Annotated in this window: 15 protein-coding genes; 11 read left to right on the top strand and 4 right to left on the bottom strand. The window is 57.1% G+C overall.

The window, feature by feature from the left end; all coding sequences use genetic code 11:
• Positions 1-8: 8 nt before the first annotated feature.
• The gene (locus ET34_RS0110555; protein WP_051640525.1) at positions 9-407 is read right to left on the bottom strand and encodes a DUF2756 family protein; all 399 of its coding nucleotides are present in this window, start codon (positions 405-407) and stop codon (positions 9-11) included.
• A 126-nt stretch (positions 408-533) separates the two neighbouring features.
• On the opposite strand from ET34_RS0110555, the gene ggt reads away from it, so the two are divergent.
• Complete coding sequence (gene ggt / locus ET34_RS0110550; protein WP_031521859.1) at positions 534-2,282, top strand: gamma-glutamyltransferase; 1,749 nt, start codon at positions 534-536, stop codon at positions 2,280-2,282.
• Positions 2,283-2,482: 200 nt separating this feature from the next.
• Here the strand turns inward: ggt and yhhY are convergent, their stop codons facing one another.
• Complete coding sequence (gene yhhY / locus ET34_RS0110545; RefSeq protein WP_031521857.1) at positions 2,483-2,980, bottom strand: N-acetyltransferase; 498 nt, start codon at positions 2,978-2,980, stop codon at positions 2,483-2,485.
• Positions 2,981-3,254: 274 nt separating this feature from the next.
• Positions 3,255-3,755 (bottom strand): bactofilin family protein, encoded by a 501-nt coding sequence (locus ET34_RS0110540; RefSeq protein ID WP_051640516.1) that lies wholly within the window; start codon positions 3,753-3,755, stop codon positions 3,255-3,257.
• 395 nt (positions 3,756-4,150) lie between these two features.
• Between ET34_RS0110540 and ET34_RS0110535 the strand changes: the two genes are divergently transcribed.
• The 6 genes from ET34_RS0110535 to ET34_RS22515 all read left to right on the top strand — a co-directional run bounded on the left by ET34_RS0110535 (position 4,151) and on the right by ET34_RS22515 (position 9,808).
• Entirely contained in the window at positions 4,151-5,188 is a 1,038-nt protein-coding gene (locus ET34_RS0110535; RefSeq protein ID WP_031521854.1) for an oxidoreductase, read from the top strand.
• A gap of 147 nt (positions 5,189-5,335) precedes the next feature.
• Positions 5,336-6,031 carry a pirin family protein gene (locus tag ET34_RS0110530; RefSeq protein WP_031521851.1) on the top strand — a complete coding sequence of 232 codons (696 nt, stop codon included), beginning with the start codon at positions 5,336-5,338 and terminating at the stop codon, positions 6,029-6,031.
• Positions 6,032-6,130: 99 nt separating this feature from the next.
• The gene (gntR, locus tag ET34_RS0110525) at positions 6,131-7,126 is read left to right on the top strand and encodes a gluconate operon transcriptional repressor GntR (protein ID WP_031521850.1); all 996 of its coding nucleotides are present in this window, start codon (positions 6,131-6,133) and stop codon (positions 7,124-7,126) included.
• Positions 7,127-7,270: 144 nt separating this feature from the next.
• On the top strand, positions 7,271-7,792 hold the full coding sequence (gene gntK / locus ET34_RS0110520) for a gluconokinase (RefSeq protein ID WP_031521848.1): 522 nt from the start codon (positions 7,271-7,273) through the stop codon (positions 7,790-7,792).
• A gap of 9 nt (positions 7,793-7,801) precedes the next feature.
• The gene (gntU, locus tag ET34_RS0110515; RefSeq protein ID WP_031521846.1) at positions 7,802-9,142 is read left to right on the top strand and encodes a gluconate transporter; all 1,341 of its coding nucleotides are present in this window, start codon (positions 7,802-7,804) and stop codon (positions 9,140-9,142) included.
• Positions 9,143-9,373: 231 nt separating this feature from the next.
• Complete coding sequence (locus ET34_RS22515) at positions 9,374-9,808, top strand: hypothetical protein (RefSeq protein WP_152548381.1); 435 nt, start codon at positions 9,374-9,376, stop codon at positions 9,806-9,808.
• Positions 9,809-9,831: 23 nt separating this feature from the next.
• Here ET34_RS22515 and ET34_RS0110500 read toward each other — a convergent pair whose 3' ends face one another.
• A complete protein-coding gene (locus tag ET34_RS0110500) occupies positions 9,832-10,425 on the bottom strand; it encodes a YhgN family NAAT transporter (RefSeq protein WP_031521840.1) in 594 nt (197 codons plus the stop codon).
• Positions 10,426-10,602: 177 nt separating this feature from the next.
• Between ET34_RS0110500 and asd the strand changes: the two genes are divergently transcribed.
• The 4 genes from asd to glgC all read left to right on the top strand — a co-directional run bounded on the left by asd (position 10,603) and on the right by glgC (position 17,426).
• Positions 10,603-11,709: an aspartate-semialdehyde dehydrogenase gene (gene asd, locus ET34_RS0110495; RefSeq protein ID WP_031521838.1), complete on the top strand. Its 1,107-nt coding sequence runs from the start codon at positions 10,603-10,605 to the stop codon at positions 11,707-11,709.
• Positions 11,710-11,970: 261 nt separating this feature from the next.
• Positions 11,971-14,157 (top strand): 1,4-alpha-glucan branching enzyme, encoded by a 2,187-nt coding sequence (gene glgB / locus ET34_RS0110490; RefSeq protein WP_031521836.1) that lies wholly within the window; start codon positions 11,971-11,973, stop codon positions 14,155-14,157.
• Complete coding sequence (glgX, locus tag ET34_RS0110485; RefSeq protein WP_031521835.1) at positions 14,154-16,130, top strand: glycogen debranching protein GlgX; 1,977 nt, start codon at positions 14,154-14,156, stop codon at positions 16,128-16,130. Before glgB ends, glgX begins: the two co-directional genes overlap by 4 nt.
• Before the next feature lie 12 nt (positions 16,131-16,142).
• Positions 16,143-17,426, top strand: a complete 1,284-nt coding sequence (gene glgC / locus ET34_RS0110480) for a glucose-1-phosphate adenylyltransferase (protein ID WP_031521833.1) — start codon at positions 16,143-16,145, stop codon at positions 17,424-17,426.
• Positions 17,427-17,489: the final 63 nt, after the last annotated feature.

Here is a 17,489-nt window from a genome sequence, read left to right as displayed (position 1 = left end):
AGCTCGCTCTAGCGGCGCAGCATATCGCCGTTGGTTTTTGGCTGGATCATGTGCTGTTCGCCACCGCTCAGCGCGCCTGCGCTATTGCTGCTTCCCCCGCTCAGCATTCCGCCCTGGCTGTTGGGCAGGAGCTGCTGAGACCGGGGGTTGAGCTCCCCCTGCTGAATTCTCTGCGTGTTGGTGTTTATCTGCGTATTCAGATGCTGCTGCTGCGTCCGGGTTTGCGTCTGGAGCTGCTGGTTGAGCATCCCTTTCTGCTGGATTTGCTGAGACTGCATCTGCGTCTGCATCCGCTGCTGGGTCGGGTTCTGATAACCCGGGCGATTCGGGCTGTTAGTCGGATTATCCAACGGCGCAGCGAGGGCCGTCAGCGGCATCAGCGCTGCCAGTAAAATTAGCTTTTTCATGGTCATTCCTCCTTCAGGAAGATCCCTTAAGTGTATCCCTTCTGCGCCATAACGATGATCTTTTCAGAGTTGTGAACCAGACTTGAAGCGGGGAAAGCCTCCCCTGGCTTAAGGAGCAGATGAATGATGATAAAGCGCAGCGTGGCGCGGCTGGTCGCCATTGTGATGTTGACGGCAGGGGGATGCTTTAGCGTAACGGCGGCGCCGACCGCGCCAGCACCGGTTTCCTATGGCGTTGAGAAAGACATTTTCCACCCGGTGGAAGCCCACAACGGCATGGTTTCGACGGTGGATGCCACCGCGACGCGCGTCGGGGTGGAGATCCTCAAACAGGGCGGTAATGCGGTAGATGCCGCGGTCGCCGTCGGGTTTGCGCTGGCGGTTACCCATCCGCAGGCCGGTAATCTCGGCGGCGGCGGGTTTATGATGCTGCGTACCGCCGACGGGAAAACCACCGCGATCGATTTCCGCGAAATGGCACCGGCAAAGGCTACGCGCGATATGTTCCTCAATGAGAAGGGCGACGCCGACAGCAAAAAATCGCTGACCTCGCATCTGGCTTCCGGTACGCCGGGCACCGTCGCCGGGTTCGCGCTGGCGATCGAAAAGTACGGCTCGCTGCCGCTGAATAAGGTGATTCAACCGGCGATTACCCTGGCCCGGGACGGTATCTGGGTCAACGATGCGTTAGCCTTCGACCTCAACACCTACGGGGTGGAGAACCTGGCGAATCATGCCAACAGCAAAGCCATTTTCTGGCACGTCGGCGGCAATCCGCTGCAGAAAGGCGACAAGCTGGTGCAGGAGAACCTTGCTCACAGCCTGGAGATGATTGCTGAGCAGGGGCCAGATGCGTTCTATAAAGGCGAGATCGCCACGCAGATCGCCGACGAAATGGCAAAAAACGGCGGGCTTATTACCCGGGAAGATCTGGCAGCCTATAAAGCGGTGGAGCGCACGCCGATCAGCGGCACCTATCGCGGGTATGAAATCTTCTCCATGCCGCCCCCGTCCTCTGGCGGGATCCATATCGTGCAGATCCTCAATATTCTCGAAAACGTCGATCTGGCGAAGTACGGCTTTGGCAGTGCCGACGCGATACAGACCATCGCCGAAGCGGAAAAATTTGCCTACGCTGACCGCTCGGAGTACCTCGGTGACCCTGATTTCGTGAAGGTGCCGTGGCAGGCGCTGACCAGCAAAGCCTATGCCAAATCCCTGGCGCAGAAAATCGATCTCAACAAGGCGCTGCCTTCAGAAACCATCAAGCCGGGCAATCTGGCTCCTTATGAAAGCAACCAGACTACGCATTTCTCGGTGGTGGATAAGCAGGGCAACGCGGTCGCGGTCACCTACACGCTGAATACCAACTTCGGTTCGGGCATCGTGGCGGGAAATACCGGTATCCTGCTGAATAACCAGATGGACGACTTCTCAGCCAAGCCTGGCGTGCCGAATGTTTATGGGCTGGTGGGGGGAGACGCGAACGCCGTGGGGCCGAACAAGCGTCCGCTGTCGTCGATGTCACCGACCATTGTGGTGAAGGATGGCAAAACCTGGCTGGTCACCGGCAGCCCTGGCGGCAGCCGCATTATCACTACCGTGCTGCAGATGATAATCAACACTGTGGATTTCGGCATGAACGTAGCCGAGGCGACCAGCGCGCCGCGCTTCCATCATCAGTGGTTGCCGGATGAGCTGCGCGTGGAGAAGGGCTTCAGCCCGGACACGCTGAAACTGCTGCGCGATAAAGGGCAGAAGGTGGAAGTGAAAGACGTGATGGGAAGCACCCAGAGCATAATGCTGGGGCCGGACGGCATTAAATATGGCGCTTCCGATCCCCGTACCGTTGATGGCCTGACGGCTGGATATTAATGCCTGACGCCCCCGCACCGGGGCGTTATTATTTTTAGATTAACAATTAGTCCTGATTATTAATCAGGACGCATATTAATGCCGGGGGAAAGTATTTGACGCAGCCTCAGGTGTATTTAAGGTAAATCCGCGCCGGGTTTGTTTATTCCGGCGCGGGATACTTCGCATCAGGCTGAAGAAAATATCCCCGGCCGGTTAATTTAGCCCGCTTTCAGACGTGCCATATAATAAGCATCAATATATTCGCCCTCACGCAGGCCATAGCCTTTAGCAGTGCCCTCGATTTCAAAGCCAAATTTGCGATAAACGGCAATCGCCGGCGCGTTATCGACAAATACCGTCAGCTCAATGCGCTCCACGCGCAGCCAGTTGTCGCACAGGTCGATCATTTCACTCAGCAGCGCGCTGGCAACGCCGCGGTTGCCGAACGCGGGATCGACGCAAATACCAAAGCTGGCGGTATGGCTGCGGCGCGGGCGGGGAGGCATGTGCATCGCCAGATGCCCGACCACGCGTCCGTCAATGCAGGCCACCAGCTGCCGTTGATCGCTCGGTAGTGGATGCATACGCTCTTCCCACATATGCAGAGAAGGATGTGGCACCTGCAGGGTGTTGCGAATGACCTCGGGCAGCGTAAACAGGTGATGCACTGCCGCTACGTCCGTTTTCTCTGCATGGCGAATCACAATCTCACACATCCTTTTCTCCTCAATGAGTTACAGAAATCCCTTTAAACATCATTGACTTTACTTTTGCAGTCAATGCATTTTTTTGAAAAAAATGCTGGACACATGCGAATGATAATGATTATTATTGCCATGCGTTCAGGGATACCCCAACGGAGAACCTGAAAGCACGACATTGCTCACATTGCTTCCAGTATTTCTTAGCCAGCCGGGTGCTGGCTTTTTTTTGCCCGCAATTCGGGGCAGGAGGCAGGGGCGCGGGCATGATGGCCCGGCCACGGGCGGGTTAACTCTTCTGACGGCTCTTCTGAATGGCAACCGGCTCGTCGGTGCCTGGCTCAGGGGTCAGATCAATCACATTGGTTTTCTTCTCGGTCATCTGCTGCGCCAGCGATTTCCCGATAAACACGCCGCCTTTTTTGATCGCCAGTGAGGCATAGCTCATGGCGCCGTTCAGCGTGCCGTTCTCATAGATATCGATGCTCTCCGATTTGCATTCGCCATTGACGGTGCCGTCAACAATCAGCTCGCGGCACACGATGTTGCCCTGCACCAGACCGTTGCGCATGATTTTGATAATGCCGCCGTTGGACTCGATATTGCCGTGAACTTCACCGTAAATGTACACCTGGCCGCTGGCGATAATATTGCCTTCAAAGCGTACGTCGCTGGAGATAACGGTATTATTCTGTTTCTCTTCGCGCGGTGTCTCTTTTTCTGGCGCTACCGGGGTAACCATCACGCTATTTTGCGGCTCGGTGGTGGGACTCTTATTTTTTCCAAACATAGTAAAAACTCGCTGTTGAAAGCCATGAAGTATGAAGGCGATAAGCGCCAGCACGCCGGGAAAAATTGCCCAGGGCGTGGCGTAAACGCACCAGAAAAATAGCGCCAGCGACCAGCAACACAGCCCCGCGTTTAAAAAATAATGAACTCGTACCATGTTAATCCGATCGCAGCCTGTGCGCTGCTATATAAAGGGTAATGCCAGAATCAGTCTGGCCGGCAGACTAGCATGCAGGACGGGCAATGCCTAACGATAATAAAGCCAAAAATAGACTGCGATATTATTAGCGGGAATACAACGAATTAATAGCCCTTATTCCGGCAATTGCGACCAGGGTGGCATCATAATGAGATTGTGGCTAAGGTTGCTGGAGGACATAAAATAAGGAATATGCGATGACACTTCACTGCGCCTGGATTGGATTTGGCAAAAGCACCACCCGTTACCATCTGCCCTACGTGCTCAACCGCAAAGATAAGCTTCACGTCGCCCACATCTATCGCCGCCATGAAAAGCCGGCGGAACAGGAGCCGCAGTATCAGGGCATCCACTTCACCAGTAATCTGGACGACATCCTCACCGATCCCGCCGTGCAGCTGGTGGTGGTCTGTACCCATGCGGACAGCCATTTCGACTACGCGCGCCGGGCGCTGGAAGCCGGCAAAAACGTGCTGGTGGAAAAGCCGTTCACCATGACCCTTGCCGAAGCGCGCACCCTGTTTGAACTGGCGCAGCGCAAGGGGTTGATAGTGACTCCGTACCAGAACCGCCGCTTTGATGCCTGCTTCCTGACGGCGAAGAAGGTGATCGAGAGCGGCAAACTGGGCGAGATTGTCGAAATTGAGAGCCACTTCGACTATTACCGCCCTGAGGCCGAGACGAAGCCGGGCCAGCCGCAGGACGGCATGTTCTTTGGCCTCGGCGTGCATACGCTCGATCAGATCATCTCGCTGTTCGGGCGACCGCAGCACGTCTCGTATGACATTCGCAGCCTGCGTAATCCGGCGAACCCGGATGATACCTTTGAAGCACAGCTGTTTTACGGGCGTCTGAAAGCCATCGTCAAAACCAGCCACCTGGTGAAAATTGATTATCCGAAGTTTATTGTGCACGGCACTCGCGGTTCGTTTATCAAATACGGTATCGATCAGCAGGAGACCAGCCTGAAAGCGGGAATTATGCCGGGCGAACCGGGCTTTGCGGCTGACGATTCGGTGGGCGAGCTGGAGTACGTTAATGACGCGGGCGAGACGGTGCGCGAGCAGGTTAAACCGGAAACGGGAGACTATGGCCGGGTCTATGATGCGCTCTACGATGCCATTCTTCATGGGGCCGAAAACTACATCAGGGAAACTGATGTTCTGACCAACCTTGATATCCTCGAACGCGGCTTTGAGCAGCCATCACCTGCCACGTTGACCTTAGACAGATAAGCTCAGCAGGCTCCTCTGTACTTGTTCATAAAATTTGAACAGAGGAGTCAATTTTCACCCTCTATCATCCTGGGCCGTTCACGTCCACACTACATCCATCGCAACGAACAACGACCTGATGGCTCAGGTTACACGAGGGTATAAAAGATGATTTTCTTACGCAAAGCTGAAGAACGTGGTCACGCAAATCATGGCTGGCTGGATTCATGGCACACCTTTTCCTTCGCCAACTATTACGACCCGAATTTCATGGGCTTCTCCGCACTGCGCGTCATCAACGATGACATCGTCGAAGCGGGCCAGGGGTTCGGTACGCACCCGCACAAAGACATGGAGATCCTGACTTATGTGCTGGAAGGCGCGGTAGAGCATGAAGACAGCATGGGCAATAAAGAGCAGGTGCCCGCCGGTGAGTTCCAGATTATGAGCGCCGGTACCGGGGTACGTCACTCTGAGTACAACCCGAGCAAGACCGACCGTCTGCGCCTGTATCAAATCTGGATCATTCCGGAAGAAACCGGCATCACCCCGCGCTACGAGCAGCGCCGCTTTGATGCAGCGCAGGGTCGCCAGCTGGTGCTCTCTCCGGATGCCCGCGACGGGTCGCTGAAAGTGCATCAGGATATGGAGCTGTCGCGCTGGGCGATGATTAAAGACGAGCAGAATGTTTACCAGATTGCCGCAGAACGCCGCGTCTGGATCCAGGTGGTAAAAGGTAACGTCTCCATTAACGGCACCAAAGCCACCACCAGCGACGGTCTGGCCATCTGGGACGAGCAGGCGCTCTCCATCCATGCCGACAGCGACAGTGAAATTCTGCTGTTCGATCTGCCGCCGGTCTGAGTAATGAAATAAATCCGCAACCTCCCTTTGCAAAAAGGGAGGTTGTTCGTTGTCCATGATAAACTGAGGAAATCCTTCCCTTTTAAGTCATTCAGGACGATGAAAAAGAAAAGACCGGTACTTCAGGATGTGGCAGATCGCGTAGGCGTGACCAAAATGACGGTCAGCCGTTTTTTGCGCAATCCGGAACAGGTCTCGGTGGCCTTGCGCAGCAAGATCGCCGCCGCACTGGATGAGCTTGGCTATATTCCCAATCGCGCCCCCGATATTCTCTCTAATGCCACCAGCCGCGCTATCGGCGTGCTCCTTCCCTCTCTGACCAACCAGGTCTTTGCTGAAGTCCTGCGCGGGATCGAAAGCGTGACCGATGCGCACGGCTACCAGACGATGCTGGCGCACTACGGCTATAAGCCCGAGCTGGAAGAGAAGCGTCTGGAGTCGATGCTGTCATGGAATATCGACGGGCTGGTGCTCACCGAGCGCACCCACACGCCACGCACCCTGAAAATGATCGAAGTGGCGGGAATTCCAGTGGTGGAGCTGATGGACAGCGTGTCGCCCTGCCTGGATATTGCTGTGGGCTTCGATAACTTTGAGGCCGCGCGGCAGATGACCGCCGCTATCATCGCCCGCGGGCATCGCAATGTGGCCTATCTGGGCGCGCGTCTGGATGAACGCACTATCATTAAACAGCTGGGATACGAGCAGGCAATGCGCGACGCGGGTCTGGCACCCAACAGCGTGATGGATGAGCACTCGTCGTCTTATTCATCCGGGATTGAGCTGTTTCGCCGGGCGCGGCGCGAATATCCGGAGCTGAACGGCATCTTTTGTACCAACGATGACCTCGCCGTGGGCGCGGCGTTTGAGTGCCAGCGTCTTGGGCTGCGCATTCCGCACGACGTCGCCATCGCCGGTTTCCACGGGCATGACATCGGGCAGGTGATGGAGCCGCTGCTGGCCAGCGTGCTGACGCCGCGCGAGCGCATGGGGCGTATCGGTGCCGAGCGTCTGCTGGCGCGCGTGCGCGGTGAAATCGTCTCGCCGAAGATGTTAGATTTAGGTTTCACGTTGTCACCGGGCGGATCGATCTGACGTCCACAAATTTGATGTAGTTCACACTTATTCACTTTCCCTCCGCCGGGTTGTTGCTTAGCCTGTCAGCCAGCATGACAATGTTACCGATAACTGTTACCCGTAACATTCGATATTAACGACTGTGCCACCAGGAGCGATGCGATGAGCACGACGAATCATGACCACCATATTTACATCCTGATGGGTGTCTCCGGCAGCGGTAAATCCGTTACTGCCCGTGAAGTGGCGTACAAGCTGCAGGCCGCTTTCCTGGATGGCGATTTTCTCCATCCGCGCAGCAACATTATGAAAATGTCTTCCGGCGAACCGCTGAACGACGACGACCGTAAGCCGTGGTTGCAGGCGCTGAACGATGCCGCCTTTGCTATGCAGCGCACCAATGAAGTGTCGCTCATTGTCTGCTCGGCGCTGAAAAAGCACTATCGCGACCAGCTGCGCGACGGTAACCCGAATCTCTCTTTCATTTATCTGAAAGGGGATATGGACACCATCGGCGAGCGCCTGAAGGCGCGCAAAGGACACTTCTTCAAGCCGCAGATGCTGCAAACCCAGTTCGCCACGCTCGAAGAGCCGGGCGCAGACGAAGCGGATGTGCTGGTGGTGGATATCAACCAGCCGGTAGATGCGGTTGTTGCGGATATGATTAAGTTAATAAAAAAATAAGGCAGTAACGTGAGTACATTAACGCTGGTTTTAACAGCGGCAGGGTCGGTTTTACTGCTGCTGTTTTTAGTCATGAAAGCACGAATGCACGCTTTTCTGGCTTTGATGGTGGTGTCGATTGGTGCAGGGCTGTTTTCCGGAATGCCGCTTGAGAAAATTGCGGCCACGATGGAAAAAGGGATGGGCGGTACGCTGGGCTTCCTGGCGATCGTTGTCGCGCTCGGCGCGATGTTCGGCAAAATTCTTCATGAAACGGGTGCGGTAGACCAGATTGCGGTCAAGATGCTGAAGTCGTTTGGTCACAGCCGCGCTCACTATGCCATTGGTCTGGCCGGGCTGATCTGCGCGCTGCCGCTGTTCTTTGAAGTGGCAATTGTGCTGCTGATTAGCGTGGCGTTCTCCATGGCGCGTCATACCGGGACTAACCTGGTGAAGCTGGTGATCCCGCTGTTTGCCGGTGTTGCCGCCGCCGCGGCATTCCTGCTGCCGGGGCCGGCACCGATGCTGCTGGCGTCACAGATGCATGCCGACTTCGGCTGGATGATCCTCATCGGGCTGTGCGCCGCCATTCCCGGCATGCTGATTGCCGGGCCGCTGTACGGTAACTTCATCAGCAAGTTTGTTGAGTTAAAAATCCCGGACGATATCTCCGAGCCGCACCTGGGCGAAGGCAAACTGCCGTCGTTTGGTTTCAGCCTGTCGCTGATCCTGCTGCCGCTGGTGCTGGTGGGGCTGAAAACCATCGCGGCCCGCTTCATCACCGAAGGCACTACGCTCTATGAGTGGCTGGAGTTCATCGGTCATCCGTTTACCGCCATTCTGGTGGCCTGTCTGGTGGCGATCTATGGCCTGGCGTACCGTCAGGGGATGGCGAAAGAGAAGGTAATGGAGATCTGCGGCCACGCGCTGCAGCCGGCCGGGATTATCCTGTTGGTTATTGGCGCAGGCGGCGTCTTCAAACAGATTCTGGTGGACTCGGGGGTGGGTCCGGCACTGGGTGAAGCGTTGACCGGCATGGGCCTTCCTGTCGCCATAACCTGCTTTGTGCTGGCTGCGGCGGTGCGCATTATTCAGGGTTCTGCCACCGTCGCCTGTCTCACCGCCGTCGGGCTGGTGATGCCGGTTATCGAGCAGCTTAACTACTCTGGCGCCCAGCTGGCCGCGCTCTCCATCTGCATCGCCGGCGGCTCTATCGTGGTCAGCCATGTGAACGACGCCGGCTTCTGGCTGTTCGGCAAATTTACTGGTGCCACAGAAGGCCAGACGCTGAAAACCTGGACCATGATGGAAACCATTCTCGGCACCACCGGGGCGATTGTCGGCATGATTGCCTTCAGCCTGCTCGGCTAACCCCGCGCCTTAGTAATCTCAAACCCGGCCTGCGCCGGGTTTTTTATTGCCGGCGTTCGGGGACATACATTTTTGCGTCGCGCCGGATACCGCTAATAAAACGTGGACGAATTCTGAATATATCGCCTGTTGCTGCCTGCCTCCAAAAAGAGACTGCTTTAGCGTATCAATGATTATTCACCCTGCGATAATGCCGCTCAGGATATCTCATCATTAATTAAGGGAATAATCATGGTCGGTAATGGCAAGCCACTGAAAGACATCATTTTTGTTATTAAGCATCTCACCTGCGCAGGCCATCAGGAGCGGCCCGTTAACCAACAGATAATACATTTTGACAGCCAGCGGGACGGCGAATGCCTGTTGTTCCATCGTGGCAGCGCGGTGCTGCGGCGCAAGCGGGATCACCACGTGGTCGCGCAAATCCACTCCCCGGCGATAATCGGGCTTAATTCCACGGCGGGGACTGAACCCTGGCAGCACTATTATCTTCAGGCTACCAGCCCGCTGACGCTGGAGCGTATCGGCGCGTTATATCTGCATGAAGCGATATCGAAATATAATCTGTGGGAACCGGTGTGCAGGATCCTGAGCTGGAATATAAACCAGCTCTGCCTTACGACCCTGCGCCTGAGTCAAAGCATCGCCCCGGAGAGTTGGAAATAGCGCGTCCCTGCGCAGGCAATGATTCAGCCTTTCATCCACGCCCGAATGCCGTCGAGGAACATCTGGGTTGAGAGCATCACCAGCACCAGGCCCATCAGGCGCGCCAGCGCGTTAACGCCTTTCTCACCCAGCAGACGCAGGAACAGCGACGACTGCAGCAGAATGGCGACGGTACCGCCCCAGGCAATCATCAGCGCAATCACCAGATGCCCCATCTGGTTCGGATACTGGTGCGAGAGCAGCATCAGGGTAGCCAGAATGGTGGGGCCAGCCACCAGCGGGATCGCCAGCGGTACGATAAACGGCTCTTCGCCTGCCGGCAGACCGGTGGCATTGCCTTCGTTACTGGGGAAAATCATTTTGATGGCGATCAGGAACAGGATAATCCCGCCGGAAATCGATACCGTTTCCGCACGCAGATTAAGGAATGCGAGGATCTTCTCCCCGGCGAACAGGAAGATGAGCATCAGCAGCAGGGCGATGAGCAACTCGCGGATCATAATGGCCCGACGGCGCTTTGGCTCGGTATGTTTCAGCACCGACATAAAAATCGGCAGGTTTCCTAACGGGTCCATAATCAGGATCAGCAGTACCGCCGCAGAAATTATTTCACTCATTACACGTATCCCTGATGCTTGATAAATTAACGCGACTAATTAGCGTTATTTCTAATTGTCGGCAAATCATAGATTAAATTCACTTGCGACTTTGGCTGCTTTTTGTAAGGTGGATGATATTGTCCAGTCGCTTACCTACTGGCTTGCACAACGCACATCTCGCAGGAATTACTCGCTATGAAAAATGTTGGTTTTATCGGCTGGCGCGGTATGGTCGGCTCTGTACTCATGCAGCGCATGGTAGAAGAGAACGATTTTAGCGCTATCCGCCCGGTTTTCTTTTCAACTTCCCAGCTCGGCCAGCCGGCACCGGCCTTTGGTCAGCATACCGGCGGCACGTTGCAGGATGCTTACTCTATCGATGCCCTTAAGGCGCTCGATATTATCGTGACCTGCCAGGGCGGCGATTATACCAACGAAATCTATCCAAAGCTTCGTGAAAGCGGCTGGCAGGGTTACTGGATTGATGCGGCCTCTTCGCTGCGCATGAAAGACGATGCGATTATTATTCTCGACCCGGTTAACCAGCACGTTATTACTGACGGCCTGAACAACGGCATCAAAACTTTTGTCGGCGGCAACTGCACCGTCAGTCTGATGCTGATGTCACTCGGCGGTCTGTTCGCGGAAGATCTGGTGGAGTGGGTATCGGTTGCCACCTACCAGGCGGCCTCCGGCGGCGGTGCGCGTCATATGCGTGAACTGCTGGCGCAGATGGGCGCGCTGCACCATCACGTGGCGGACCAGCTGGCGGACCCGGCATCGGCAATTCTCGATATCGAACGCAAGGTCACCGCGCTGTCGCGCAGCGGCGAGCTGCCGGTGGATAACTTCGGCGTACCGCTGGCGGGCAGCCTGATCCCGTGGATCGACAAACAGCTTGATAATGGTCAGAGCCGTGAAGAGTGGAAAGGCCAGGCTGAAACCAACAAAATCCTCAACACCGCTGCGCCGATCCCGGTTGATGGCCTCTGCGTGCGCATTGGTGCACTGCGCTGCCACAGCCAGGCGTTTACCATCAAATTGAAAAAAGATGTGTCGATTTCCGGCATCGAAGAGATGCTGGCGGCGCATAACCCGTGGGCGAAAGTGATCCCGAACGACCGCGACATCACCATGCGCGAACTGACGCCAGCTGCGGTCACCGGCACGCTTACCACCCCGGTGGGCCGCCTGCGTAAGCTCAACATGGGCAATGATTTTCTCTCCGCCTTTACGGTGGGGGATCAGCTCCTGTGGGGCGCGGCTGAACCGCTGCGCCGTCTGCTACGGCAGCTGGCGTAATAATCAAGGGAGGCTTAGCGCCTCCCTTTTTTTATGCCCGCAATATGAAATATCCATAATTCACCTAATTTTTGAATAGTCCGCTAAACCCTTGACTATGATTAGTTCAGGGCGATCTCAGTGCGCTCTGCCAGAAGGTTGAACGGAGCCAGAAAAGGAACGAAACGCGTAGCCCGTTCAGGTCATCACAAAAGTGTCACCACCGGACGCACAGGCGTAAGGCTGGATAGGTGTGACGCTATTAAAACAGGATGAAATAGCATGTCCCATCATATTGATAGAGACGTGATCAATGCGCTTATTGCCGGTCATTTTGCCGATCCTTTCTCGGTGCTGGGAATGCACGTTACCGGCCAGGGCGTTGAGGTACGCGCGCTGCTGCCTGACGCCACAGAAGTCTGGGTTATTGAAACCAAAACCGGCCGCAAAGTGGGTAAGCTGGAATGCCTCGACTCGCGCGGATTTTTTAGCGGCCTGATGGCGCGGCGTAAGAACCCGTTTCGCTATCAGCTGGCGGTGATGTGGCACGGCCAACAAAACCTGATTGACGATCCGTACCGTTTCGGCACCCTGACTCAGGATCTCGATATCTGGCTGCTGTCCGAAGGCACCCATCAGCGCCCCTATGAAACCCTGGGGGCACACGCCTGTACGCTGGACGGCATTGTCGGCACGCGCTTTTCCGTCTGGGCACCGAACGCACGTCGCGTATCGGTGGTCGGGCAGTTCAACTACTGGGATGGCCGCCGCCATCCGATGCGTCTGCGCCGCGAAAGTGGTATCTGGGAGCTGTTTGTTCCCGGCGCGCTTAACGGTCAGCTCTACAAATTTGAGCTGCTCGACGCCAACGGCAACCTGCGTATCAAAGCCGATCCCTACGCGTTCGAGAGCCAGATGCGCCCGGACAACGCCTCGCTGATCTGCGGCCTGCCGGATAAAATTCTGCAAACCGAAGCGCGTCAGCGCGCTAACGATTTTGATGCGCCGATTTCTATCTATGAGGTACATCTCGGCTCCTGGCGTCGCCATGCCGACAATAATTTCTGGCTCAGCTATCAGGAGCTGGCCGAGCAGCTGATCCCTTACGTCAAAGAGATGGGCTTCACCCATATCGAGCTGTTGCCGATCAACGAGCATCCGTTTGACGGCAGCTGGGGTTACCAGCCGACCAACCTGTATGCGCCGACGCGCCGCTTCGGCACCCGTGACGAGTTCCGCCACTTCGTGAACGCCGCGCACGCCGCCGGGCTGAACGTGATCCTGGACTGGGTGCCGGGCCACTTCCCGACCGATGAGTTCAGCCTGGCCCGCTTCGACGGCACCGCGCTGTACGAACACAGCGATCCGCGCGAAGGCTTCCATCAGGACTGGAAAACCCTGATTTACAACTATGGCCGGCGCGAAGTCAGCAACTATCTGGTGGGCAACGCGCTCTACTGGGTGGAGCGCTTCGGCATCGACGCCCTGCGCGTGGATGCGGTCGCCTCAATGATTTATCGCGACTACAGCCGTAAAGAGGGGGAGTGGATCCCCAATGAGTTCGGCGGGCGTGAGAATCTGGAAGCCATCGAATTTCTGCGCAACACCAACCGCACGCTCGGCGAGCAGGTGCCGGGTGCGGTGGCGATCGCGGAAGAGTCCACCGACTTCCCGGGCGTGTCCCGTCCATCCGCGATGGGCGGCCTCGGGTTCTGGTACAAATGGAACCTCGGCTGGATGCACGACACCCTCGACTACATGAAGCTCGACCCGGTGTACCGCAAGCATCATCACCACAAAATGACCTTCGGCATGGTCTACAACCACACCGAGAACTTCGTGCTGCCGCTGTCGCACGACGAAGTGGTTCACGGCAAGAAATCGATCCTGGACCGTATGCCGGGCGATGCCTGGCAGAAGTTCGCCAACCTGCGCGCCTACTATGCGTGGATGTGGGCGTTCCCCGGCAAGAAGCTGCTGTTTATGGGCGGTGAATTTGCTCAGGGGCGCGAGTGGAACCACGACAGCAGCCTCGACTGGCATCTGCTGGAAGGCGGTGATAACTGGCATCACGGCGTCCAGCGCCTGGTGCGGGATCTCAATTTTACCTACCGTCATCACAAAGCCCTGCACGAGCTGGACTTCGACAGCTACGGCTTCGAGTGGCTGGTGGTGGAAGACAGCGAAAACTCCATTTTCGCTTTCGTGCGTCGGGATCGTAACGGCAACGAGATTATCGTGGTCAGCAACTTTACCCCGGTGCCGCGCCACGGTTATCGCATCGGCGTAAACCAGGCCGGAAAGTGGCGTGAAGAGCTGAATACCGACTCGATCCACTACCACGGCAGCAATGCCGGGAACGGTGGTGCGGTGCATACCGATGCCATTGCGTCCCACGGGCGTGAACACTCCCTGAGTCTGACGCTGCCGCCGCTGGCGACGATCTGGCTGGTGCGGGAGGGGGAATGAGCCGCTTATCGGCAGGCGCAGCCAGCCCGCTCGGCGCACGCTACGACGGGAGCGGGGTGAACTTCACCCTGTTTTCCGCCCATGCTGAGCGCGTAGAGCTGTGCCTGTTCGATAACGAAGGTAATGAGCAGCGCCACGATCTGCCGGCGCGTACCGGCAACCTGTGGCATGGCTATGCCGCTGGCGTACGTCCCGGTCAGCGCTATGGCTATCGGGTACACGGCCCCTGGGACGTGACGCAGGGCCATCGTTTTAATCCGGCGAAGCTGTTAATTGACCCCTGCGCACGTCAGGTGGCGGGCAGCACGGACGATAACCCGCTGTTGCACGGCGGCATTGACCAGCCCGACCCGCACGATAACGCGGCCATTGCACCAAAGGCGGTGGTGGTCAACGAGCAGTACGACTGGGAAGGCGATACCCCGTTGCGCACGCCCTGGGGCAAGACGGTGATCTACGAAGCGCACGTTAAAGGCCTGACGCAACTGCATCCGGCGCTGCCGGAAGCGATACGCGGCACGTACCGCGCGCTCGGTCATCCGGTGATGGTGGACTACCTGAAAAAACTGGGTATCACCGCCATTGAACTTCTGCCGGTGATGCATTTTGCCAGCGAACCGCGTTTGCAGCGGCTGGGCCTGAGTAACTACTGGGGCTACAACCCGTTGGCTAACTGGAGTCTCGACCCACGCTACGCGGCGGACCCAATCAACGCGCTCAACGAGTTTCGTGATGCGGTGAAAAGCCTGCATCGCGCCGGTATTGAGGTGATCCTCGATATCGTGCTTAACCACAGCGCGGAACTCGACGTTGAAGGCCCGACCTTCTCCCTGCGCGGAATCGATAACCGTAGCTATTATTGGTTAAGTGACAGTGGGGAATACCAGAACTGGACCGGGTGCGGAAACACGCTCAACCTCAGCCAGCCCGACACGGTGCAGTACGCGCTGGAGTGCCTGCGCTACTGGGTGGAGACCTGTCACGTAGACGGTTTCCGCTTCGACCTGGCCTCTGTGCTTGGACGCACGCCTGACTATCGTCAGGATGCCCCTTTGTTTGAGGCGATTAAAAACTGTCCGCTGCTGTCGCAGGTGAAGCTGATTGCCGAACCCTGGGACATTGGCGCGGGCGGCTATCAGGTGGGGAACTTTCCGCCGCTGTTCGCTGAGTGGAATGACCATTATCGCGACGCGATGCGTCGTTTCTGGATGCAAAACGACCTGTCGCTGGGGGAGTTTGCGGGCCGCTTTGCCGCGTCCGCCGATGTGTTCCGCCGCAACGGGCGACTGCCTCATGCGACGGTCAATCTGGTGACGGCGCACGATGGTTTTACGCTGCGCGACTGCGTCAGCTACAACCATAAGCACAACGAGGCTAACGGCGAAGACAATCAGGACGGTACAAATAATAACCATAGCAATAATCATGGTTTTGAAGGCGTGGGCGCTGGCGCTCGTATCGGCGAGCAGCGGCGCGTCAGTGTACATGCGCTGCTGACCACGCTGCTGCTGTCCCAGGGAACCCCGATGTTGCTGGCCGGCGATGAGCATGGTCACAGCCAGCATGGTAATAACAACGCCTACTGCCAGGACAACGCCCTGACGTGGCTTAACTGGCAGGAAGCGCATCAAGGATTGACCTCCTTTGTGGCGGCGTTACTGCACCTTCGCCAGCAGATCCCGGCGCTGACCCGTAATCAGTGGTGGGAAGAGGGCGATGGCAATGTGCGCTGGCTCGACGCTCAGGCGCGACCGATGGACGCCGGTGCGTGGCACGCCGGGGCTTTGCAGCTGCAAATTGAGCTGTCAGGCCGCTGGCTGATTGCGCTTAACGGCGGTCACGACGTGGCTGACATAGTGTTACCTGACGGGGAATGGCGTGCCGTTCCCCCTTTCGCCGCTGAGGACAACCCGGTGGTAATGGCGTTATGGCATGGCCCCGCGCACGGCGTGTGCGTATTCCACAAGTCATAAAAGGAGTCAGTCATGGTTAGGTTTGAAAAGAACGACCCCCTGATGCTGGCAAGACAGTTGCCGATGAAATCCGTTGCCCTGATCCTGGCCGGCGGACGTGGTACCCGACTTAAAGATTTGACTGCGACTCGCGCCAAGCCTGCCGTTCACTTTGGCGGTAAGTTCCGCATTATCGATTTTGCGCTCTCTAACTGCATCAACTCCGGCATTCGTCGGGTGGGCGTGATCACGCAGTACCAGTCACACACCCTGGTGCAGCACATCCAGCGCGGCTGGTCCTTCTTCAGTGAAGAGATGAACGAGTTTGTCGATCTGCTGCCCGCCCAGCAGCGCGTACACGGTGAAAACTGGTATCGCGGCACCGCTGATGCCGTGACCCAGAACCTCGACATTATTCGGCGCTACAAAGCGGAGTACGTGGTGATCCTCGCCGGGGATCACATCTACAAGCAGGACTACTCGCGCATGCTGATCGACCACGTCGAAAAAGGCGCGCGCTGCACAGTGGCTTGTCTGCCGGTGCCGAAACATGAAGCCACCGCCTTCGGCGTGATGGCGGTAGACGAGAGCGACAAAGTGATCGCCTTCGTTGAGAAACCGGCCGATCCGCCGACCATGCCGGGGGACGACACCAAAGCGCTGGCCAGCATGGGGATCTACATCTTTGATGCCGATTACCTCTACGAGCTGCTTGAAGAGGATGACAAGGACGACAAATCGAGCCACGACTTCGGGAAGGACATTATCCCGAAAGTGACCCGCGACGGGCAGGCGTTTGCGCACCCGTTCCCGCTCTCCTGCGTGCAGTCAGATGCTGATGCCGAGCCGTACTGGCGCGATGTGGGTACGCTCGAAGCCTACTGGAAAGCGAACCTCGATCTCGCCTCGGTCACGCCGGAACTGGATATGTATGACCAGAACTGGCCTATCCGCACCCATATGGAGTCGCTGCCGCCCGCTAAGTTCGTCCAGGACCGCTCAGGCAGCCACGGCATGACCCTGAACTCGCTGGTTTCCGGCGGCTGCATTATCTCCGGTTCGGTGGTGGTGCAGTCGGTACTGTTCCCGCGGGTGCGGGTGAACTCATTTTGCAACATTGATTCCACCGTCTTGCTACCGGATGTCTGGGTAGGGCGCTCGTGTCGCCTGCGCCGTTGCATCATCGATCGCGCCTGCGTTATTCCTGAAGGCATGGTCATTGGTGAGAACGCTGAAGAAGACGCCCGCCGGTTCTACCGGTCGGAGGAGGGGATTGTTCTGGTAACGCGCGAAATGCTGGCAAAACTGCAGGGCTGACGCGCAAGAGTGACCGCGCGCAAAAGGTTTGCGCGCTGTGTTTTTCGCCTTCGGCACGCAGGC

The organism is Siccibacter colletis (assembly GCF_000696575.1).
Lineage (GTDB): Bacteria > Pseudomonadota > Gammaproteobacteria > Enterobacterales > Enterobacteriaceae > Siccibacter > Siccibacter colletis.
This window is presented reverse-complemented; position numbering and strand designations above follow the sequence as displayed.